Origin of the sequence: Albidovulum denitrificans (assembly GCF_002973535.1) — a bacterium.
GTDB lineage: Bacteria > Pseudomonadota > Alphaproteobacteria > Rhodobacterales > Rhodobacteraceae > Albidovulum > Albidovulum denitrificans.
This window is the reverse complement of record NZ_PVEP01000007.1, coordinates 72,365-92,282: the sequence shown is the minus strand read 5'-3', so window position 1 is coordinate 92,282 and position 19,918 is coordinate 72,365. Positions and strand designations below refer to the sequence as shown.

Genomic DNA, 19,918 nt, shown 5'->3' with positions numbered 1-19,918 from the left:
CGCCATGCACGTCATCTTCCGCGAAAGCCACGGGCTGGAGGAAACCGACACGCCCACCGACCTCGGCCAGGACCCGGCCGATCTGGTGGTGCTGTCCTTTTCCGACAGCGACCTTGGCGCTTTCGCGGCGGGATGGCACCGGGCGGCGGGCGGTTTGCCGACGCTGCGGCTGGCCAACATCGTCGCTTTGCGGCATCCCCTGTCGGTCGATACCTATGTCGAACGGACGCTGTCGGGCGCGAAGGGTATTCTGATCCGCCTCATCGGCGGCGAAAGCTATTGGTCCTATGGTCTGGCGCAGGTGCAGGACCTTGCGCGCCGGAATGGCATCGCGCTGGCGATCCTTCCCGCCGACGGACGGGAGGATGCGCGGCTGGATGAGTTGTCCACCCTGCCGGTCTCCACCCTGCGCCGGTTGCAGGCGCTGTGCGATGCGGGCGGCGCGGTGGCGGCGCAGGCGGCGCTTCAGCAGATGGCGCTGGCGGCGGGGCTTTATGCCGGGCCGGTGATGGGGGACAAGACGGTGCCGCCCTTCGGCTGGTACCTGCCGGGCAAGGGCGTGGTGCCTGCGCCCGTGGCGGATGGGCGGCCGCTGATCGTCGTCAGCTTTTACCGCTCCTACCTCACCTCCGCCGATACCGACCCGGTGGATGCCCTGATCGCGGCGTTCGAGGCGCGGGGTTTTGCCGCCATCGGCGCCTATGCGGCAAGCCTGAAGGACCCCGCCGCCGCGGGCTGGCTGCGCGCCGAACTGGCCCGCCTCACCCCCGCCGCCATCGTCAACGCCACCGCCTTTTCCGCCAAGGGATCGGATGGCGGTGCCTCACCGCTCGATGCAACGGGCTGCCCGGTCTTTCAGGTCGCGCTGTCGACGGCGCGGAAGAAGGACTGGGCCGAGGCGGATCGCGGGTTGTCGCCCGCCGATCTTGCCATGCATGTCGTGCTGCCGGAAGTGGACGGGCGCATCTTCGCGGGCGTGGCGAGCTTCAAAAGCCCCGGCGCGCGCGATCCCGATCTGCAATATTCCCGTTTCGCCCATCGCGCCGATCCCGCCCGCATCGCCGCCGTGGCCGACCGCGTGGCGGGCTGGCACCGGCTGACGACGGCCGAGGCGCCGCAGGTGGCGCTGGTGCTGTCCACCTATCCCGGCAAGGACTGGCAGTTGGCCCATGCCGTCGGGTTGGATGCGCTCGCCTCGGCAGAAACCATTCTGGAGGTGCTGGGCGAAGACAGCGCGGCGGGGCTTGGCGCGGCGCTGACGTCCGCGACGCTCGATTGGCCGGTTGAGGCCTACCGCGCCGCGCTGGCGGGGCTGCCGCGTCCGTTGCAAGGGGCGCTTCACGATGCCTGGGGCGATCCTGCCACCGACCCTGCGGTCCATGACGGCGCCTTCCGCTTTGCCGCGCTGCGCCGGGGTCGCGCCATCGTCGCGCTGCAACCCGAACGGGGTGAGGTGGGGACGCGCGGCGACGACTACCACGACCTGTCCCGCACCCCGCGCCATGGCTACGTCGCCTTCTACCTCTGGCTTCGCGCGCAAGGCCTGCACGCGCTGATCCATATCGGCGCGCATGGCACGCTGGAATGGCTGCCGGGGAAATCGGTGGCGCTGTCGGACACCTGCTGGCCCGAAGCGTTGACCGGCGACCTGCCCGTCATCTACCCCTTCATCGTCAACGATCCGGGTGAGGCGGCGCAGGCCAAGCGCCGGATCGGGGCCGTCACCATCGGCCACCTGCCGCCACCCCTTGCGGCCAGCGCGGTACCGGAAGACCTGAACCACCTCGAACGGCTGCTGGACGAATATTCCACCGCCGACGGCCTTGACCCCGCCCGCCGCGACCGGCTGATCGCCGCGATCCGGGAGGAGGCGAAGGGGCGCGGGGTTGAAGACGACCTTGGCCTGCCCAAGGATGCCTCCCCCGCCGAGGCGATCACGCGGATCGACCGTTTCGTCTGCGACATCAAGGAAAGCCAGTATGGCGACGGGCTGCATGTCTTCGGCACCGGCCAATGCGGGGCCGAGGAACGCAGCGGTCTGATCGCGGCGCTGACCGGGCGGCGGGTCGAGGCCGGGCCGTCAGGCTCCCCCTTCCGGGGCCGGTCCGACGTGCTGCCCACCGGGCGCAACCTTTATACCACCGACCCCCGCGCCGTGCCGTCCCGCGCCGCGCACGCGCAGGGCGTGAAACTGGCCGAGGAACTGTTGCGGCGGCATTTGCAGGACCACGGCGACTGGCCGAAATCGCTGGTCGTGGACCTTTGGGGGTCCGCCACCATGCGCACGGCGGGCGAGGAATTCGCCATGGCGCTTCACCTTGCCGGGCTGTCCCCGAAATGGGACGAGGGGTCGGAACGGGTGTCGGGGTTCGAGGTGATCCCCTTGCCGCTTCTGCGCCGTCCGCGCATCGACGTGACGCTGCGCGTCTCGGGCCTTTTCCGCGATGTCTTCCCCGGCCTTGCCCAGCTTTTCGAGGCCGCCGCCGCCGCGCTGGCGGAGCGGGAGGAAGCGGTGGAAGACAACCCCTACCTGACCGCAACACCCCGCGTCTTCGGGCCGAAACCGGGCCTTTATGGCCTGTCGATGGCCGAGGCGATCGAGGATTACGGGCCTGACGGGCAGGCACTGGCGGGGGAGGCTTGGCTTTCGGGGTCGGAATGGGCGATCGACGCGTCCGGCGCGGCACACCCCGCCCGCGACGCGCTTGAGGGCAAGGTCAGGGGCGCGGACGGCTTCGTCCATGTGCAGGACCTGATGGAGACCGACCTGCTGCTGGCCTCCGACTACGCCGCGCATGAAGGGGGCTTTGCCGCCGCCGTCGCGCGGCTTGGCGGCAGGGCGCCCGCGCTTTACCACCTTGACGCCACGCGGCCCAACGATCCCCGCGCCCGAACCCTGCCCGAAGAGATCGCCCGCGTGGTTCGCGCCCGCGCGGCGAACCCGGCCTGGGCCGATGGCATGATGCGCCACGGTTTTCGGGGCGCGGCGGAGATCGCCGCGACGCTCGACCACATGGCCGCCTTCGCCCATCTGGCCCGCGCGGTTCCGGCGCATCTGTTCGACCTTTACCACGACGCGACGCTGGGCCGGGAGGAAGTGGTGGCCTTCATGGAACGCGAAAACCCCGCCGCGCTGGCCGCGCTGCGCGACCGTTTCGCCGCCCTTCAGGAGGCGGGCCTTTGGGACACGCGGCGCAATTCCACCGCCATGGGGGCCGCGAGATGAGCGCGCCTGTCATCCAGGGCTGGTGTCCCGGCGCGCTGCGCCCGATGATGTCGGGCGACGGGCTGGTCGTGCGGGTGCGCCCGCGCAACAACAGCCTGACCGCTTCGCAGGCAGAAGGGCTCGCGGCGACCGCCATCCGCCACGGCAACGGCTATCTGAGCCTGTCGAACCGCGCCAATATCAACATTCGCGGTGTTACGACTGAAACTCACCCAGACCTGATCGCCGAGCTGATGGCGCTCGATCTGGTCGATGCGAATGCCGAAAATGAAGCCCGGCGCAATATCCTCGTGAACCCCGTCCGGCCGCACTTTCTTGGCGACCCGGACCTCTATCCGAACGTCCCGATTGCCGATGCGCTGGCCGATGCGCTCGCAGGCCCGGACGCGCCACGTCTTCCCGGAAAGTTCGGCTTTGTTGTCGATTTGCATCTGGGTCTTCGGTATCTGGGACGAGACATTGGCGACATACGGATCGAAAGCGCCGAAACGGGGGGGCAGGATTTCATCCTCCGCGCCGATGGGATGTCGACAGGAACACGGGTCACAGGCGACACGGCAGCCGGACTTGCGATCGAGATGGCGCGCTGGTTCATCGCCTCTGGCGGTGTCGGCCCGGATGGCAGGGGCCGGATGCGCGATCACATCGCCGGTGGTGCGCAACTGCCTGCGGGACTGACAGGCGACGTTTCCCCCGCACCGCAGGCAAGGCCGCCGAAACCCGGTCCTTATGGTGGCGGAAAGCTCTTGGCCTTCGCCTTCGGTCAGGTTCGGGCCGAGAAGTTCGCCTGGCTGGCCAAGGCGGGGGGCAGCATTCGTATCACACCATGGCGCATGGTCTATTTCTCATCCGGCCTGAAGCGTCGTCGCGACCTGCACCACGATGGCGACTTCATCACCAACCCCGCCGATCCCCTCCTCAACGTCGTGGCCTGCACCGGCGCGCCGGGTTGTCCGCAGGCGCTTGGCCCCACCCGTGCGCTGGCCCGGCAGCTTGCGCCGCTGGTGCCGCAGGGCAAGCTCCTCCACGTCTCGGGCTGCGCCAAGGGCTGCGCCCATCCCGGCCCCGCGCCCGCGACGCTGACCGCGACTGGACCTGGCCGCTACGACCTGATCCTGAACGACACCGCCGCCGGAACCCCGGCCCGCCCCGGCATCCAGCCGGACGACCTGACGACCACCGACCTTTTCCCGACCGGATAACCCATGCCCCACAGCTACCAGACCGACGGCGCCGCCATTTACCTTGAAAGCTTCGCGACGATCCGCGCCGAGGCCGACCTTGCCCGTTTCACGCCCGAGGAGGAGGTCGTCGTCGTGCGCATGATCCATGCCGCCGGAATGGTCGGGCTTGAGGATCACGTCCGCTTCTCCCCCGGCATGGCCATCGCCGCGCGGACAGCGCTCGAATCCGGTGCGCCGATCCTCTGCGACGCGCGCATGGTCAGCGAGGGCATCACCCGCCCGCGCCTGCCTGCGGGGAATGAGGTGATCTGTACCCTCCACGACCCGCGCGTGCCGGAGATGGCGAAGGCGATGGGCAATACCCGCTCTGCCGCAGCGCTTGAGCTTTGGCGGCCGCATCTTGCGGGGGCCGTGGTGGCCATCGGCAATGCACCGACCGCGCTTTTCCACCTTCTCAACATGCTGGAAGACCCCGCCTGCCCGCGACCGGCCGCCATCATCGGCTGCCCCGTCGGCTTCGTCGGCGCGGCGGAATCGAAGGACGCGCTGATGGCGGACCTGCCCGCGCCCTCGCTGATCGTGAAGGGCAGGCTTGGCGGTTCCGCGATCACCGTCGCCGCCGTCAACGCGCTCGCCAGCCGGAAGGAATGAAGATGGGCAAGGTCATCTGTGTCGGCCTTGGCCCCGGCAACCCTGATCTGATGAGCGTGAAGGCCGATCGGCTGGTCCGCAGCGCGGCCCATGTCGCCTATTTCCGCAAGGCGGGCTGGGACGGGCAGGCGCGCAAGATCGTCAACGGGATGCTGGCCGAGCGGGCCATCGAATATCCGATGGAATACCCCGTCACGACCGAGATCCCGGTCACCGACCCGGAATACAACCGCGTCATGGCGGCCTTTTACGACGACTGGGCCGACCGTCTGGCCGCGCTGGCGGAGACAGAGACGGTGCTGGTCCTTTGCGAGGGCGATCCCTTCTTCTACGGCAGTTTCATGCACCTTTACACGCGGCTGCGCGCCCGCTCTGCCGTCGAGGTGGTTCCGGGCATCACCGGCATGTCCGGCTGCTGGACCGCGACGGGAGAGCCGATCACCTGGGGCGATGATGTGCTGACGGTCGTCACCGCGACGATGGAGGAAGGCGAGCTGACCCGCCGCATCCGCGACACCGACGCGCTGGTGGTGATGAAGATCGGCCGCAACCTGGAAAAGCTGAAGCGCGCACTGACGGCGGCGGGGCGGATGGAGACCGCCTGGCTGGTCGAACGCGGCACGATGCCGGATCAGCGCGTGCATCGCCTGTCTGAGGCGCCCGCGAAGGTGCCGTACTTCTCCATCGCGGTGGTCCACGGCCAGGGGCGGCGGCCATGAGCGGTTGGGTCGCCGTCGCGGGCCTCGGGCCGGGGGATGAGGCGCTTGTGACCGATGAGGTGCGCGCGGCGATTGCCGGGGCGACTGACATCGTCGGCTATATTCCTTACGTCGCCCGCATCGCCCCGCGCGACGGGCTGACCCTGCATCCGACCGACAACCGGGTGGAACTGGACCGCGCCAACCATGCGCTCGACATGGCCGCAGAGGGGCGCCGCGTCACCGTCGTCTCCTCCGGCGATCCGGGGGTCTTTGCCATGGCATCGGCGCTTTTCGAGGCGCTGGAGGGGCGGCCCGACCCGGACGCTTTCGACATCCGCATCCTGCCCGGCATCACCGCCATGCTCGCCGCCGCCGCACGGCTGGGGGCGCCTCTGGGGCATGACTTCTGCGCGATCAACCTCAGCGACAACCTCAAGCCCTGGGCGTTGATCGAAAAACGCCTGCGGCTGGCGGCCGAGGCGGGTTTTGCCATGGCCTTCTACAACCCGCGATCCAGGTCCCGCCCCCATTCCTTCGCCCGTGTGCTTGAAATCCTGCGCGAGGGCTGCGGGGACGAAACGCTGATTTCCTTCGCCCGCGCCGTGACGACGGCCGAGGAGGCGCTGGTGACGGTAACGCTGGCCGAGGCCACGCCGGACATGGCGGATATGCGCACCATGGTCATCGTCGGCAATGCCGATACCCGCCGGGTCGGGCGCTGGGTCTATACGCCAAGGCGGGTCGGATGAGCGCGCATTCACCCCGGAGGATGGGCAATATCGCCCATCCCGCCAAGCCATTCCATCACCTCGCCGACGGTCCCGGCAGTCCTGCGGTCGGGCAGCGATGGCCGGTCGATCATCACGACGGGCAGGCCAAGCCTGCGCGCGGCGATCAGCTTCGCCTCGGCCCCTGCCCCGCCCGCGTTCTTGGCGACGATCCAGCCGATGCGATGGTCGGCCAGAAGGGCCAGATCGCCGGCCTCATCGAACGGGCCGCGCGCGATCACCGCCTGTGCATCCGGCAGCGGCAGCGGGCCTTCGGGCGGATCGACGAGGCGCAGAAGGTAATGGTGCTGCGGCTTCGCGGCGAAGGGGGCAAGCGTCTGCTTGCCGATGGCAAGGAAGACCCGCGCGGGGGTATCGGGCAGGGCCGCGACGGCCGCGTCGATGCCGGTCACGCGGTGCCAACCGTCCCCCGGCCCCGGTCTCCATGGCGGGCGTTCGAAGGCGATCAGCGGCACGCCGGTTTCGGCGGCTGCGTCGATGGCATTCCGGCTCATCCCCGCGGCGAAGGGATGGGTGGCATCGACCAGATGGGTGATACCCTCGGCGCGCAGATAGTCCGCCAGCCCCGCGACACCGCCGAACCCGCCGACCCGCGTCGGCAGGGGCTGCGCGATGGGCGCGCCGGTGCGCCCGGCATAGGAAAAGACCGCGTCCGCGCCCGCCCCGGCCAGCGCGCGGGCAAGGGCGGAGGCTTCGCTGGTGCCTCCGAGAAGAAGGATGCGCGGCATGGCTGACCCCTGGCTGACGATCATCGGTCTGGGCGAAGATGGCCCGGACGGGCTGTCCGAGGCAAGCCGCGACGCGCTGGTGCGCGCAAAGGTCATCTTTGGCGGGCCGCGTCATCTTGAGCTGCTGGGCGCGGGCGCGCGCGGGCGGGCCTGGCCGGTGCCGTTTTCGACCCGGCCGGTTCTGGCCGAACGCGGGCGCCCGGTCGTCGTTCTCGCCTCGGGCGATCCGTTCTGGTTCGGCGCTGGCGGCAGCCTGATGGCGGATCTTGCGCCGGGGGAGTGGGTCGCCCACCCCGCGCCCTCGACCTTCAGCCTTGCCGCTGCGCGGCTCGGCTGGCGGCTGGAGGAGGTGCTTTGCCTCGGCCTGCACGCCGCCCCCTTCGCGCGGTTGCGCCCGATCCTGACGCCGGGGGTGCGGGCGATCTGCCTGATCCGCGACGGCGCGGCGGCGGGGGCGCTCTGCCGCTGGTTGACAGAACAGGGCTGGGGCGCGTCCGGGGTCACGATCCTAGAAGCGCTTGGCGGTGCGCGCGAAAGGGTGCGGCGGGTCCGGGCAGAGGGGTTCGACCTGACCGATGTGGCGGCGCCGGTGGCGGTGGCGATAGAGGCGGCGGGCGCGAAGGGCCTGCCCCGGACGCCCGGCCTGCCCGACGATCTCTTCGCCCATGACGGCCAGATCACCAAACGCGCTGTGCGGGCGATGACGCTGTCGGCCCTCGCGCCCCGTGCGGGTGAGGTCTTGTGGGATCTTGGCGCGGGATCGGGGTCGATCTCGGCCGAATGGTGCCTTGCAGCGCCCGCCACCCGCGCCCATGCGGTCGAAAACCGCGCCGACCGGGTGCCCAACATCCACGAGAACGCGGCGCGTTTCGGGGTGGAACATCGCCTGACCGCGCAGGAAGGCGACTGGCCCGGCCTGATCGCCACCCTGCCCCGGCCCGACGCGGTCTTTGTCGGCGGCGGGCTTGATGCGGAACGGCTGGCCGCGCTTTGGGCGCTGCTGCCCGAGGGCGCGCGGCTGGTGGTCAACACCGTCACCATCGGCACGGAATCGCTCGTCGCCGCGTGGCACGGACAACAGGGTGGCACGCTGATGCGGATCGACATCGCCGAGGCCGCGCCCCTTGGCCGGATGCAGGGCTGGGTTCCCGCGCGCCCGGTGGTGCAGTGGAGCGTCATACGATGAGGGTGGCAGGGTTCGGTTTCCGGCCCGCGGCGACGGCCGCCGCACTGCTGGACGCCTACCGCCTTGCGGGCGGCGGCGCCGATGCGCTGGCCACCGTGGCGGAAAAGGCCGACGCGGCGGCGCTGTGCGACCTCGCCCGCGCGCTCGGCCTTGGCATCATCGCCATCGCGCCGGAGATCATCGCGGCGACCCCGACCGCGACGCACTCACCGCGCGTGGCGGCAAGGTTCGGCGCCGGATCGCTGGCCGAAGCGGCGGCGCTGGCGGGCGCGGGCGCAGGCGCGCGGCTGACGGGTCCGAGACAGGTATCAGGCGACGGCATGGCGACCGCCGCCATCGCGGAAAGGAAAGAGGCATGACGGTTCATTTCATCGGCGCCGGCCCCGGCGCCCCCGACCTTCTGACGCTGCGCGGGCGCGACCTGATCGCCGCCTGCCCGGTCTGTCTTTACGCGGGCTCTCTGGTGCCAGAGGCCGTGCTGGGCCATTGCCCGGAAGGCGCGCGGATCGTCAACACCGCGCCCCTGTCGCTGGACGAGATCATCGCCGAGATCAAGGCCGCGCATGAGGCCGGGCAGGACGTGGCGCGGCTGCATTCGGGTGACCTCTCGGTCTGGTCGGCGATGGGCGAACAGTTGCGGCGCCTGCGCGCGCTGGGCATCCCTTACGACGTGACACCGGGCGTTCCCGCCTTCGCCGCCGCCTCGGCCGCGCTCGGGGCGGAACTGACGCTGCCGGGCATCGTGCAGTCGGTGGTGCTGACCCGCACCTCGGGCCGCGCGACCTCCATGCCGCCGGGCGAGAGCCTTGAGAATTTCGCGCGTACCGGCGCGGTGCTGGCGATTCACCTCTCGATCCATATCCTTGACCGCGTGGTGGCGGAGCTGACCCCGCATTACGGCGGCGATTGCCCGGTGGCGGTGATCTGGCGCGCAAGCTGGCCCGACCAGCGCATCGTCCGCGCGACGCTGGCGACGCTGGAAACCGCCGTGGGGGCAGAGATGGAGCGCACGGCGCTGATCTTCGTCGGCCATTCCATCGGCGCGGAAGAGTTCGACGAAAGCCGCCTTTACGCGGGCGATTACGATCGCCGCTACCGGCCCGTCGGCACCGATCCGCGCTTCCCGGAGACGGGGCAGTGAGGGCGACACCCCGCGCGGGGATCGACGGGCGGAGCGAGGGGGCCGTCTGCCCCCTCGCGCTCCCCCGAGAGTATTTTTGCAACGAAGAAGCGGGGGCGGGGATTGCCTGACGGGCTTATCATATCCGCCCCGGCCTCTGGCACCGGCAAGACGACGCTGACGCTGGGTCTGTTGTCGGCGTTCCGGGCGGCGGGGGTGACGGTGCAGCCGTTCAAGAACGGTCCCGATTACATCGACCCGGCCTTTCATGGCGCGGCCTCGGGGCGGCTTTCGGTGAACCTCGAAAGCTGGGCCATGGGGTGTGACCGGATCGCGGGGCTTTTGTCAGCGGCAGAGGATGCCGACCTGGTTCTGGCCGAGGGGTCGATGGGGCTTTTCGACGGGGTCGCCGCACCGGGCGAGGCGGGGACGGGGGCGAGCGCGGATATCGCCGCGCTGACCGGCTGGCCCGTCGTGCTGATCCTTGACGTATCGGGGCAGGCGCAATCGGCGGCGGCGGTGGCGGCGGGGTTCGCGACATTGCGCGCGGATGTGGAGATCGCGGGCGTCGTGCTGAACCGTGTCGCCAGTCCCCGGCATGAGGCGCTGGTGCGCGACGGGATGGCGCGGGCGGGTATCCGGGTGTTCGGCGCCCTGCCCCGCAAGGCAGAGATCGCGGTGCCGGAGCGGCATCTGGGCCTGATCCAGGCCGAGGAAACACCCGAGCTTGACCGGATCGTCGCCGAGGCGGGCGCGTTCATCGCGGCCCATGTCGATCTGGCGGCGCTGCGAGGGGCCGCGCGCCCCTCGACCCTGGCCGCGACGCCGCCCTTGCCGGTGACGCCCCCCGGCCAGCGGATCGCTCTGGCGCGCGACCGGGCGTTTTCCTTCGTCTATCCGCATCTTCTTGACGGTTGGCGGCGGGCGGGGGCAGAGATCCTGCCGTTTTCGCCGCTGGCCGACGAAGCGCCGGACGATAGCGCCGATTGCTGCTGGCTGCCGGGGGGGTATCCCGAGTTGCATGGCGGCGCGCTGGCCGCCGCCGGGCGGTTCCGCGCCGGGCTGCGGTCCTTTGCGGAAACCCGGCCCGTGCATGGCGAATGCGGGGGCTACATGGCGATGGGCGCGGGGCTGGTCGATCGCGAGGGCGCGCGCCATGAGATGGCCGGGCTTCTGGGCCTTGTCACATCCTTTGCCAAGCGCAAGATGCACCTTGGCTATCGTCTGGCGGCGCTGGACGCGGCGATCCCCGGTCACGGGGCGGGCGCGCGGCTGCGCGGGCATGAATTCCACTATTCGACAATCCTTACGCAACCGGATATGCCGCTGGCGCGCGTGGCCGATGCGGGCGGCGATCAGGTCGCCGAAACCGGATCGCGCCGGGGTCTGGCCACCGGCACCTTCTTTCACCTGATCGCGGAGGCGACATGAGCGGTTTCGTCAGCTTCGTATCCTCCGGCCCCGGCGACCCGGAGCTTTTGACGCTGAAGGCCGTGGCGCGGCTTCAGGCGGCGGATGCGGTCCTGTTCGACGACCTGTCCTCTGGCCCGATCCTGGCCCATGCGCGCGCGGGCGCGGACCTTGTGGGGGTGGGCAAACGGGCGGGCCGCGCCTCGCCCAAGCAGGATCATGTCAGCCGCTTGCTGGTCGATTACGCGAAGACCGGGGCGAAGGTCGTGCGGCTGAAATCCGGCGATTGCGGCCTGTTCGGGCGGCTGGAGGAGGAGATCACCGCTTTGGGCGCGGCGGGCATCGGGTATGAGATCATTCCCGGCGTGACGTCGGCCATGGCGGCGGCGGCGGCGGCGGGCATTCCGCTGACCCGGCGGCTGACGGCGCGGCGGGTGCAGTTCGTCACCGGCCATGACGTGACCGGCGCCCTGCCCGAGGATCTGAACCTTGCCGCGCTGGCGGACCCGGCGGCGACCACGGTGATCTTCATGGGCAAGCGCACCTTTGCCCAGCTTGCGGGCCTTCTGGCCGGCGCGGGCCTGTCGCCGGACACGCCCGCCATCCTTGCCGAAAGCGTTTCGACCCCGGCGCAGAAGATCCTGCGCGGCACGATGGGCGGCATGGCCGATATGATCGCGGCCGAGGGCGGCGACGGGCCTGCGCTGATCCTCCTTGGCCCGCTTGCCGATCCGGCATGAGCGTCACGCGCGCCATCGTCTGCCGGTCCTGCCCGGCGGGGCGGGACGGGCTTGCGCGCGCTCTGGACGCGGCGCTGGCCGGGGCCGGGCTTCGGGTCGCGGTGGAGGAGATCGACTGCATGTCGGGCTGCACGCGCCCCTCGACCGTCGCTTTCCGGGCCAAGGGCAAGACGGCCTATCTTTTCGGCGATGTGAGCAAGGCGGACCTGCCCGACCTCGTGACCTTTGTCCGGCTGTACCTTGCCAGCGCCGACGGCAACCTTGCCGATGCGCGGCCGCTGGGGGCGCTGCGGGAAAAGGCCATCGCGCGCATTCCGGGGTGCGGTGTCGCAATTGACCGTCCGTCCGGCGCGAATCCGGCTTGACCGGGGCCCGCCTCTGCTGCCAGATGGAGGGGTATGGTGTCCGACAGGCGCAAAGCGCCCGGACTGAAACGGGAATGAGGACGGGTGGACCGAAGCCGGCACCCAAAGCCTCAACCGCCCCCGCGACTGTGAGCGGCGAGCGGCCTTTCATCAAGCCACTGGGGTTCGCGCCCCGGGAAGGCGGAAGGCGCGCTGCGACCCGCAAGTCAGGAGACCGGCCATGCGGAAACGGAAACACGATCGCCGTCGGGTGTGACGGCAAGGAGAACGATATGACCACGTTGAACCAGACCGCCGCCAAATCCTCTGCCGGCCTGCTTTCCATCGCCTTCGTCGCCTTCGTCGGCGCCACCGTCCTGTTCCTGGCGGGCCATGCGCAATCGGCGACGCTGCACGACGCCGCGCATGACATGCGCCACGCGACCGGCTTCCCCTGCCACTGAGCGGGGCCTGACGGTCTAACCCATGATCAAGCGTATGCTGACCGGCGGTATCCTCGCCGGTTTTGCAGCCGGGCTGCTTGCGGCCTTGCTGCATTTCGCGTTCGTCCAGGACCTGATCCTTCTGGGCGAGCAATATGAATATGGCGATCTGGTGCATTTCGGCGGGGCCGGTGAGGCACCGGCGACGGGCCATGACCACATGGCGGCGACCGGGGATCACGCCGCCGCGCCTGACGCGGCGGCGGCAGAGGCGGCAGCAGAGGAGCCGTCCGACTTCAACCGCAACGCGCTGACGGTGATCTTCACCTGCCTGACCTATGCCTCCTATGGCATCCTTCTTGTCGCAGGCTTTGCGCTGGCCGAGCATTTCGGGCGGCGGGTCGGGTCGCGTGAGGGGCTGATCTGGGGCATCGCGGGGTTCGTCGCGTTTCAGCTTGCCCCGGCGATGGGGCTGGCGCCGGAACTGCCCGGAACGGTCGCGGCGGATCTGAGCGTCCGTCAGGTCTGGTGGCTGGGGACGGTTCTGGCGACCGGCACGGGGATCGCTCTCTTTGCCTATGGCGGGAACGTCGTGACCGCGATCCTTGGCGCGGCGCTTCTGGCCGCGCCGCATGTGATCGGGGCGCCGCGTCTGGATGAGTATTACGGCGCCGCCCCGCCCGAACTTGGCGCGGCCTTCTCCGCCAATGTCCTTGGCGTCGGCCTTGTGACCTGGGCGGTGCTGGGCTGGCTGGCCGGGCGCCTGTGGGCGGAACCGGAGGCGGGCTGAGCTTTCCGGCGGGCGGAGTTTCCTGCCCGCCGCAACATCTTCACAAGGACACTGAAAATGCATATCGAACCGGGCATCGTGGACGGCGCCAAGATCGTCCTCAGCTACGCCACCGCAGTCGCCGCAGGCGGCTTTACGCTGCGCGAGACGGCCAACGCGGTCCGCGCCAATGGCGCGCTGCCGATCATGGGCCGCACGCTGGCAACGACGGGCCTTGTCTTCACCTTCTTCCAGATCCTGCCGCACTTTCCGGTCGGCGTGTCCGAGGTTCACTTCATCCTCGGCTCGACGCTGTTCCTGATGTTCGGCGCCGCACCGGCCGCGCTTGGGCTGGCGCTGGGGCTTCTGCTTCAGGGGCTTCTCTTCGCGCCCTTCGACCTGCCGCAATATGGCATGAACATCACCACGTTGCTGGTGCCGCTCTTCGCGCTCCAGATGCTGGCCAAGCGGATCATCGCGCCGGACACCGCCTATGTCGATCTGCGCTATTCTCAGGCCCTTGCCCTCTCGACCGCCTATCAGGGCGGTGTCGTGGCCTGGGTCGGCTTCTGGGCCTTCTACGGCCAGGGCTTCGGCGCCGCGAACATCGCTGCCGTCACCAGCTTTGGCGCCGCCTACATGATGGTCGTGCTGATCGAGCCTCTGGCGGATCTGGCCGTCCTGGCCGCCGCGAAGTCGCTGCGTGAGCTGACCGGCGGGCGGCTGTTCGAACGTCGCCTGCATCAGGCCGCCTGAACAAGCGGACAGGACACCGAAACGCGGCCCCATTGCGGGCCGCGTTTTTGTTGATAGAAGGCACCCATGATCGAGCTTCTCCTTATCGGCATCGGCACCGGCAACCCGGACCACCTGACGCTTCAGGCGATCAAGGCGCTGAATTCGGCCGACCTGATCCTGATCCCCCGCAAGGGAGAGACGAAGGCCGATCTGGCAGAGCTTCGCCGCGCGATCTGTACCGATGTGCTGACCAACCCTGCGGTGCGGCTGGCGGAGTTCGACCTGCCGGTGCGCGATGCCGCCAACCCCGATTACCGCGCCGGGGTCGATGACTGGCACGACGCCATCGCCGATACCTGGCGGCAGGCGATCCGCGACGGGGTCGGCACGGCGGGGCGCGTGGCGCTTCTGGTCTGGGGCGACCCTTCGCTTTACGACAGCACGCTACGCATCGCGGGGCGGGTGGCGACGGGATTTGAGCTGAACGTGACGGTGATCCCCGGCATCACCTCGCTTCAGGCGCTGACCGCGTCCCATGCGATCCCGATCAATGACATCGGCGCGCCCTTCATCGTGACCACCGGGCGGCGGCTGCGCGACGAAGGCTGGCCCGCAGGCGTGAACACCATCGCCGTGATGCTGGACGGGGAGTGTTCGTTCCGGTCGATTGACGCGAAAGGCGTGACGATCTGGTGGGGCGCCTATGTCGGGATGGCGGAAGAGATCATCCTGTCCGGCCCGCTGTCAGAGATGTCCGACAGGATCGTCGGGACCCGCGCCAGGGCGCGGGCCGATCACGGCTGGATCATGGATATCTATATCCTCAGGCGCGCCTGATCGTATCGCCAAGCTGAAGCGTCGGGGTCAGTTCGATCCGCTCACCGCCGACCATGCCGGAATGGCTATGGCCCGCGATGATCTCCGCCGCGCGGCGCCCGATTTCCCGCCGGCAGGCATCCATCGTGGCAAGGCGCACCGGCAACCCGTCAAGAAGTTCAACCCCGTTGAACCCGGCCAGTCCCAGCTTGCCCGGCACGTCGATCCCGTTGTCGAGACAGTAAAGCAGCCCGCCCGCCCCGATCATGTCGTTGGAATAATAGAGGAAATCGAGGTCGGGGCTGCGTTTCAGGATCGTTTCGGTCATCTCGCGCCCTTTCAGAAGGGCCGAGCCGCCGGAATAGAACTCCCGGTCCGCAAGCTCGATCCCCGCTTCGGCCAGACCGGCCTCGAACCCTTCCAGACGCTTTCGCGCGCGGTGGTCGTCGGGCATCTTGGTGCCGAGAAAGCCGATCTTGCGATAGCCCGCCTTGACGATGGCGCGCGCGATCTCGATCCCCGCCCGGCGGTGAGAGATACCGACCACGGAATCCACCGGATTGCCGTCGACATCCATGATCTCGACAATGGGAATGCCCGCATTTTCAAGCATCGCGCGCGCCGCCGGGGTATGTTCCAGCCCGGCGACGATCACGCCCGAGGGCCGCCAGGACAGCATTTCGTAAAGCACCGCCTCTTCGCGTTCGGGGGCATAGTTGGTGACACCGAAGACGGGTTGCAGGCCGGAATCCTCCAACTCCTCCGAAATGCCGCCCAGCACCTCGGGAAAGACGAGGTTCGACAGCGACGGCACGATCACCGCGACAAGGTTGACCCGCTGCGAGGCCAGCGCGCCCGCGATCTTGTTGGGGACATAACCCAGCGCCTTCGCCGCCTTCAGGACCTTTTCGCGCGTCGCATCCGACACGTCGCCCCGGTTCCGCAGCACCCGGCTGACCGTCATTTCAGAGACGCCGGAGGCTTCGGAGACGTCGCGCAAGGTCAGCGCGCGCCGGGACTCGGTGGTGCTTTCGCTGGTCACTCTGCTTTCTCCGCCAATGTGATGCTTTTGTGATTAGTGCAACGGCCGGGCATGTCCAAGCAAGAAAATTGCGCCTTCCCGCCCCCCTATCTATGCGGCAGCGAAGATGGCGCGCCGCCTTCGAAGGCATTCGGCCGCGTGTAGTCGCAGGGCGCTTCCTGCATCTCAAGGTGCAGCCGGTCGCCGGTATAGGGATGGGCGCGGGCCAGATCCTCGTCAAAGTCGATGCCAAGGCCGGGCGCGTCGGGGGGGATGACATAGCCATCCTCCCAGCGGATGGAATTGCGGATAAGCTTCAGATGGAAAGCACCGCCGGTCTCGATCGTCTCGACCATCAGGAGGTTGGGGATCGAGGCGCCAAGATGAATGTTGGCGGCCCATTCCACCGGGCCTGCGTAAAGATGCGGGGCCATCTGCGCGGTGAAGACCTCGGCAATCGCGGCAACCTTCTTCATCTCCCATATCCCGCCCGCGCGACCAAGGGCGGGTTGCAGGATGCGCGCGCCGCCGGTCCTGAGGACGGTGGCGAATTCGGCCTTGGTGGTAAAGCGTTCGCCCGTGGCCACCGGGATGCGCACCGCCTTTTGCACCTCGGCGAAGTCGAGAAGGTTGTCGGGCGGGATCGGTTCCTCATACCAAAGCGGCCCGTAGGGTTCGAGAGCCTGGCCCAGCCGCACCGCGCCCGCGATGTTGAACTGGCCATGGGTGCCGAAAAGCAGGTCCGCCCGGTCGCCGACCGCCGCCCGGATCGCCTTGCAGAACGCGACAGAGCGGGAGATATCGGAGGCCGATGGATCATGCCCGCCCCGGATCGTGTAAGGCCCGGCGGGGTCGAACTTCACCGCCGTGAAACCCATATCGACAAAGTGCGCCGCCGCGTCGGCCGCCATGTCGGGGCTGGTCCAGAATTCGGCGCTTTCCTCGCCGGGGCGGGGATAAAGGTAGGTGTAGCTGCGCAGCCTTTCGTTGATCCGGCCGCCCAGAAGCGCCCAGACCGGCCGGTTGCGTGCCTTGCCGAGAATGTCCCAGCAGGCGATTTCCAGCCCCGAAAACGCGCCCATGACCGTCGGGTCAGGCCGCTGCGTGAAGCCCGAAGAATAGGCGCGGCGGTACATCAGTTCCACCTCTTCGGGCGAGGTGCCGGCCATGTGGCGGGCAAAGACATCCTCGATCACCGCCGCCATCGCCTTTGGCCCGACGGTGGAGGCATAGCATTCGCCATAGCCCGTGATGCCGTCATCCGTCGTCAGCTTGACGAAAGTCCAGTAGCGCCCGCCCCAGCCCGGCGCTGGCGGGGCCACGGTGAAAATCTCAAGGTCTTTCAGCTTCATCTTTGGTCTCTCTCTCCCCCGCGCTCAGAACAGGATCACGTTCCGCCGCGCCGCGCCGCTTTTGGTATCGGCGATCGCCTCATTGATCTGGTCGAGCGTCCAGCGACCCGAGATCAGGTCATCAAGCTTCAGCCGCCCCTGCCGATAAAGGTCGGCGATCCAGGGAATGTCTCGCGCCAAAACGACATCGCCCATGTAGGACCCCGTCAGGCTCTGCCCCGTCGCGGCAAGGATCACGGGTTCATAGGCCGAGGTTGCGCCGGAATGCGGCATCCCGACCGCGACCATGCGGCCACCGGGGGCAAGGAAGCGGGGCGCGGTGTCATAGGCCGGGATCGCGCCAACCGTCACCAGAACCGCGTCGGCCATGCGCCCGGCGATCTTGCGCAGTTCGGACCAGGGTTTCGGTGTATCGGCAAGGATGCCGTCGGTCGCGCCGAAGTCGCGCGCGGCCTCCAGCTTGTCGGCGCTTCGGTCGATGGCGACGACGCGGGCCGCCCCGGCAAGGCGCGCGCCCTGAATGGCGTTCAGACCCACGCCGCCCGCGCCGATCACCACGACCACCTCGCCCGGCCTGATCTGCGCCGTGTTCACCGCCGCGCCCAGCCCGGTGATGACGCCGCAGGACAGAAGCGATGCCGCCTCCATCGGGATACCATCCGGCAGGGGGGCGATCTGGCTTTCCCCGACCACCACCCGTTCCGCGAAGGCCGCGCAGTTGAGGCCCTGCGCCACCGTGCTGCCATCGGGGCGGGTCAGGACGGGCGCGGGCTTTGGCGGCGCTGCGCAGCGCGTCGGGTGGCCGCCCGCGCAAGGCCCGCACTGGCCGCAGGACCGGATCAGCGTCACCAGCACCGCATCGCCCGGCTTCACCCGCGCCGCGCCCGGCCCCACGGCCGAGACGCGGCCCGCCGCCTCATGCCCGTAGACCGCCGGAAGATCGCCGCCCCAGGCGCCCTCGGCATAGGAGATGTCGGAATGGCAGATGGCGCAGGCGTCCAGCGTGACCTCCACCTCCCCCGGCCCCGGCGCGCGCAGGGTCAGGCTCTCAATGGTCAGCGGTTCCCCGAAAGCGTTGCAGACGGCGGCGCGGATTTCTGTCACGGGGCTTCCCCCCTTCCCGGTTGGTTCGTCCCGACCTTCCGGCCTTGGGCGGCGCGCTGCAAGCGGGAATATGCGAAGGGACGCGGCTAACCGCCCGAAGCGATCCGCCCCAGCCGTTCGGCCAGCAGGCCGGGGGCGGAGAAGAACGGGCTGTGCGAGGTCGGCAGGCTGGTCACGCAAGCATCGGGAAAGTCCTTTGCCATCGTCACCTGATACTCGGGCGGGATCGTCTGATCCTGTTCGCAGCGGATGTAGTGTTTCTCTACCCCCGGCCATCGGGTCAGAGCCGGCAAGGGCGTCGATTGCGGCAGGATCGGTTCGGGGCAAAGGTGGGCTGCGGCATAGGCCACGATTTCACCGCTGCAATCCTGGTAGAAATGGTCGCGGATGCGGGCGGGATCGACGGTATAGGTCACACCATCCGGCGCGGCGCGGACCGCGTTCCCCAGCAACTGCCGTGGCCCCGCGCGGCGCATGTCGATCATCGACATCCCCGGCACCGGCACATAGGCGCAAAGGTAGACCAGCCGCGCGATCTTTTCCGGCGCGCGCTCTGCCGCCAGCGTGATCGGATAGCCCGCCGCCGAATGGCCGACCAGCGTCAGCGGGCCGTCGATGGCCGCAAGGATGCGGTCGGCGTAAAGGTCAAGCGTGGCCTCGGTTGCGGGGGTGGTGTCCGCGCCGTGGGCGGGCAGGTCGATGGCCCGCGCCGTGTGTCCCAAAGCGGCAAGCGCCGGGATCAGGTCGCGCCAGCACCATGCACCGTGGCAGGAGCCGTGGATCAACAGAAACTCTGCCATGGATCAGCCATGCCCGATAGAGGACAGGAAGGACCGCAGCAGGGCCGCATATTCGGCGGGCTTGTCCACCGGCGGCAGGTGGCCCGTCCCCCGGATCAACTCGAACCGCGATCCTTTGACAAGATCGGCGGTTTCGCGCACCAGATCGGGCGGGGTGGCACCGTCCTCGCTGCCCGCGATGGCCAGCGTCGGCAGCGTCAGGCCGGAGGTCGGGGTAATGAAATCCGCCCCGGCAATCGCGTTGGCGCAGCCGACATAGCCCTCGACCGGCTGGCGGGTCAGCATGTTGCGCCAGGCGGGCAGTTCCGCGCCCGCGCGGAAGGTCGCCGGAAACCAGCGTTCCATGGTGGCATCGGCGATGGCCTCAATCCCGTCGGCGCGGATCGCCGCGATCCGGTCGGCCCAGATCTGCGGCGTCCCGAGCTTGGCCCCGGTGTTCGACAGCACCAGCGCGCGAACCTGATCGAGCCGCTTCACGGCAAGGCCCTGCGCGATCATCCCGCCGATGGAAAGGCCGACAAAGACACAGTCCCGCACCCCCAGCGCGTCCAGCAACCGTTCCGCATCGCGCACCAGCGCGCCCATGCCATAGGGGCCGGGCGGGCAGGAGGACAGGCCATGCCCGCGCTTGTCATAACGGATCAGGCGCAACCCCTTCGGCATCAGCGGCACGACCTTGTCCCAAAGCCGGAAATCGGTGCCGAGCGAATTGGCAAAGACGACGGGCGCGCCGGAGGGATCGCCATCCTCACGCCAGTGAAGCGACAGATCGCCAAGGTCGAGCATGTGCATCAGGA

21 protein-coding genes and 1 riboswitch are annotated in these 19,918 nt (G+C 69.0%); of the genes, 15 read left to right on the top strand and 6 right to left on the bottom strand.

What is annotated here, in order from left to right:
* Window positions 1-4 precede the first annotated feature (4 nt).
* From cobN to cobJ, 5 genes are read left to right on the top strand one after another with little or no spacing between them, the layout of a single operon-like run.
* Entirely contained in the window at window positions 5-3,226 is a 3,222-nt protein-coding gene (gene cobN / locus LX70_RS15245) for a cobaltochelatase subunit CobN (RefSeq protein WP_105515655.1), read from the top strand.
* Window positions 3,223-4,428: a precorrin-3B synthase gene (locus LX70_RS15240; protein WP_105515654.1), complete on the top strand. Its 1,206-nt coding sequence runs from the start codon at window positions 3,223-3,225 to the stop codon at window positions 4,426-4,428. The genes cobN and LX70_RS15240 overlap by 4 nt, the downstream gene beginning before the upstream one ends.
* A gap of 3 nt (window positions 4,429-4,431) precedes the next feature.
* Complete coding sequence (locus LX70_RS15235; protein ID WP_105515653.1) at window positions 4,432-5,061, top strand: precorrin-8X methylmutase; 630 nt, start codon at window positions 4,432-4,434, stop codon at window positions 5,059-5,061.
* Between the two features lie 2 nt (window positions 5,062-5,063).
* Entirely contained in the window at window positions 5,064-5,780 is a 717-nt protein-coding gene (locus tag LX70_RS15230; RefSeq protein ID WP_105515743.1) for a precorrin-2 C(20)-methyltransferase, read from the top strand.
* Window positions 5,777-6,511, top strand: a complete 735-nt coding sequence (cobJ, locus tag LX70_RS15225) for a precorrin-3B C(17)-methyltransferase (protein WP_105515652.1) — start codon at window positions 5,777-5,779, stop codon at window positions 6,509-6,511. The genes LX70_RS15230 and cobJ overlap by 4 nt, the downstream gene beginning before the upstream one ends.
* Before the next feature lie 8 nt (window positions 6,512-6,519).
* On the opposite strand, the gene LX70_RS15220 is transcribed toward cobJ, so the two are convergent.
* Window positions 6,520-7,278, bottom strand: a complete 759-nt coding sequence (locus LX70_RS15220; protein WP_105515651.1) for a cobalt-precorrin-6A reductase — start codon at window positions 7,276-7,278, stop codon at window positions 6,520-6,522.
* Here LX70_RS15220 and cbiE point away from each other — a divergent pair.
* The 10 genes from cbiE to cobF all read left to right on the top strand — a co-directional run bounded on the left by cbiE (window position 7,277) and on the right by cobF (window position 14,865).
* Entirely contained in the window at window positions 7,277-8,464 is a 1,188-nt protein-coding gene (gene cbiE, locus LX70_RS15215; protein ID WP_105515742.1) for a precorrin-6y C5,15-methyltransferase (decarboxylating) subunit CbiE, read from the top strand. The genes LX70_RS15220 and cbiE overlap by 2 nt on opposite strands.
* On the top strand, window positions 8,461-8,823 hold the full coding sequence (locus LX70_RS15210) for a cobalamin biosynthesis protein (RefSeq protein ID WP_105515650.1): 363 nt from the start codon (window positions 8,461-8,463) through the stop codon (window positions 8,821-8,823). Before cbiE ends, LX70_RS15210 begins: the two co-directional genes overlap by 4 nt.
* Window positions 8,820-9,605: a precorrin-4 C(11)-methyltransferase gene (gene cobM / locus LX70_RS15205; protein WP_105515649.1), complete on the top strand. Its 786-nt coding sequence runs from the start codon at window positions 8,820-8,822 to the stop codon at window positions 9,603-9,605. The genes LX70_RS15210 and cobM overlap by 4 nt, the downstream gene beginning before the upstream one ends.
* Before the next feature lie 102 nt (window positions 9,606-9,707).
* A complete protein-coding gene (locus LX70_RS15200; RefSeq protein ID WP_105515648.1) occupies window positions 9,708-11,015 on the top strand; it encodes a cobyrinic acid a,c-diamide synthase CobB in 1,308 nt (435 codons plus the stop codon).
* Window positions 11,012-11,734 carry a uroporphyrinogen-III C-methyltransferase gene (gene cobA, locus LX70_RS15195; RefSeq protein WP_105515647.1) on the top strand — a complete coding sequence of 241 codons (723 nt, stop codon included), beginning with the start codon at window positions 11,012-11,014 and terminating at the stop codon, window positions 11,732-11,734. Before LX70_RS15200 ends, cobA begins: the two co-directional genes overlap by 4 nt.
* Window positions 11,731-12,099, top strand: a complete 369-nt coding sequence (locus LX70_RS15190) for a DUF1636 family protein (protein WP_105515646.1) — start codon at window positions 11,731-11,733, stop codon at window positions 12,097-12,099. Before cobA ends, LX70_RS15190 begins: the two co-directional genes overlap by 4 nt.
* Window positions 12,100-12,116: 17 nt before the next feature.
* A riboswitch (cobalamin riboswitch) is annotated at window positions 12,117-12,336 on the top strand.
* A 35-nt stretch (window positions 12,337-12,371) separates the two neighbouring features.
* Window positions 12,372-12,542, top strand: coding sequence for a CbtB domain-containing protein (locus LX70_RS15185; RefSeq protein WP_105515741.1), 171 nt, complete (start codon window positions 12,372-12,374; stop codon window positions 12,540-12,542).
* Window positions 12,543-12,564: 22 nt separating this feature from the next.
* The gene (locus LX70_RS15180; protein WP_105515645.1) at window positions 12,565-13,311 is read left to right on the top strand and encodes a CbtA family protein; all 747 of its coding nucleotides are present in this window, start codon (window positions 12,565-12,567) and stop codon (window positions 13,309-13,311) included.
* 57 nt (window positions 13,312-13,368) lie between these two features.
* Window positions 13,369-14,046 carry an energy-coupling factor ABC transporter permease gene (locus LX70_RS15175; RefSeq protein ID WP_105515644.1) on the top strand — a complete coding sequence of 226 codons (678 nt, stop codon included), beginning with the start codon at window positions 13,369-13,371 and terminating at the stop codon, window positions 14,044-14,046.
* A gap of 66 nt (window positions 14,047-14,112) precedes the next feature.
* Window positions 14,113-14,865: a precorrin-6A synthase (deacetylating) gene (gene cobF, locus LX70_RS15170; RefSeq protein ID WP_105515643.1), complete on the top strand. Its 753-nt coding sequence runs from the start codon at window positions 14,113-14,115 to the stop codon at window positions 14,863-14,865.
* On the opposite strand, the gene LX70_RS15165 is transcribed toward cobF, so the two are convergent.
* The 5 genes from LX70_RS15165 to pcaD form a co-directional block, all read right to left on the bottom strand.
* Window positions 14,852-15,886, bottom strand: coding sequence for a LacI family DNA-binding transcriptional regulator (locus LX70_RS15165; RefSeq protein ID WP_281260456.1), 1,035 nt, complete (start codon window positions 15,884-15,886; stop codon window positions 14,852-14,854). The genes cobF and LX70_RS15165 overlap by 14 nt on opposite strands.
* 86 nt (window positions 15,887-15,972) lie before the next feature.
* The gene (locus LX70_RS15160) at window positions 15,973-17,217 is read right to left on the bottom strand and encodes a mandelate racemase/muconate lactonizing enzyme family protein (RefSeq protein ID WP_105515642.1); all 1,245 of its coding nucleotides are present in this window, start codon (window positions 17,215-17,217) and stop codon (window positions 15,973-15,975) included.
* 24 nt (window positions 17,218-17,241) lie between these two features.
* Window positions 17,242-18,321 carry a zinc-binding dehydrogenase gene (locus LX70_RS15155; protein ID WP_105515641.1) on the bottom strand — a complete coding sequence of 360 codons (1,080 nt, stop codon included), beginning with the start codon at window positions 18,319-18,321 and terminating at the stop codon, window positions 17,242-17,244.
* An 86-nt stretch (window positions 18,322-18,407) separates the two neighbouring features.
* A complete protein-coding gene (locus LX70_RS15150) occupies window positions 18,408-19,121 on the bottom strand; it encodes an alpha/beta fold hydrolase (RefSeq protein WP_105515640.1) in 714 nt (237 codons plus the stop codon).
* A gap of 3 nt (window positions 19,122-19,124) precedes the next feature.
* Window positions 19,125-19,913, bottom strand: coding sequence for a 3-oxoadipate enol-lactonase (gene pcaD, locus LX70_RS15145; protein WP_105515639.1), 789 nt, complete (start codon window positions 19,911-19,913; stop codon window positions 19,125-19,127).
* Window positions 19,914-19,918: the final 5 nt, after the last annotated feature.

Excerpts from the sequence above, each read along its gene's own strand:
- cobN (WP_105515655.1), top strand. The coding sequence starts at position 5 with ATGCACGTCATCTTCCGCGAAAGCCACGGGCTGGAGGAAACCGACACG.
- LX70_RS15240 (WP_105515654.1), top strand. The coding sequence starts at position 3,223 with ATGAGCGCGCCTGTCATCCAGGGCTGGTGTCCCGGCGCGCTGCGCCCG.
- LX70_RS15235 (WP_105515653.1), top strand. The coding sequence starts at position 4,432 with ATGCCCCACAGCTACCAGACCGACGGCGCCGCCATTTACCTTGAAAGC.
- LX70_RS15230 (WP_105515743.1), top strand. The coding sequence starts at position 5,064 with ATGGGCAAGGTCATCTGTGTCGGCCTTGGCCCCGGCAACCCTGATCTG.
- cobJ (WP_105515652.1), top strand. The coding sequence starts at position 5,777 with ATGAGCGGTTGGGTCGCCGTCGCGGGCCTCGGGCCGGGGGATGAGGCG.
- cbiE (WP_105515742.1), top strand. The coding sequence starts at position 7,277 with ATGGCTGACCCCTGGCTGACGATCATCGGTCTGGGCGAAGATGGCCCG.
- LX70_RS15220 (WP_105515651.1), bottom strand. The coding sequence starts at position 7,278 with ATGCCGCGCATCCTTCTTCTCGGAGGCACCAGCGAAGCCTCCGCCCTT.
- LX70_RS15210 (WP_105515650.1), top strand. The coding sequence starts at position 8,461 with ATGAGGGTGGCAGGGTTCGGTTTCCGGCCCGCGGCGACGGCCGCCGCA.
- cobM (WP_105515649.1), top strand. The coding sequence starts at position 8,820 with ATGACGGTTCATTTCATCGGCGCCGGCCCCGGCGCCCCCGACCTTCTG.
- cobA (WP_105515647.1), top strand. The coding sequence starts at position 11,012 with ATGAGCGGTTTCGTCAGCTTCGTATCCTCCGGCCCCGGCGACCCGGAG.
- LX70_RS15190 (WP_105515646.1), top strand. The coding sequence starts at position 11,731 with ATGAGCGTCACGCGCGCCATCGTCTGCCGGTCCTGCCCGGCGGGGCGG.
- LX70_RS15185 (WP_105515741.1), top strand. The coding sequence starts at position 12,372 with ATGACCACGTTGAACCAGACCGCCGCCAAATCCTCTGCCGGCCTGCTT.
- LX70_RS15180 (WP_105515645.1), top strand. The coding sequence starts at position 12,565 with ATGATCAAGCGTATGCTGACCGGCGGTATCCTCGCCGGTTTTGCAGCC.
- LX70_RS15175 (WP_105515644.1), top strand. The coding sequence starts at position 13,369 with ATGCATATCGAACCGGGCATCGTGGACGGCGCCAAGATCGTCCTCAGC.
- cobF (WP_105515643.1), top strand. The coding sequence starts at position 14,113 with ATGATCGAGCTTCTCCTTATCGGCATCGGCACCGGCAACCCGGACCAC.
- LX70_RS15160 (WP_105515642.1), bottom strand. The coding sequence starts at position 17,217 with ATGAAGCTGAAAGACCTTGAGATTTTCACCGTGGCCCCGCCAGCGCCG.
- LX70_RS15150 (WP_105515640.1), bottom strand. The coding sequence starts at position 19,121 with ATGGCAGAGTTTCTGTTGATCCACGGCTCCTGCCACGGTGCATGGTGC.
- pcaD (WP_105515639.1), bottom strand. The coding sequence starts at position 19,913 with ATGCACATGCTCGACCTTGGCGATCTGTCGCTTCACTGGCGTGAGGAT.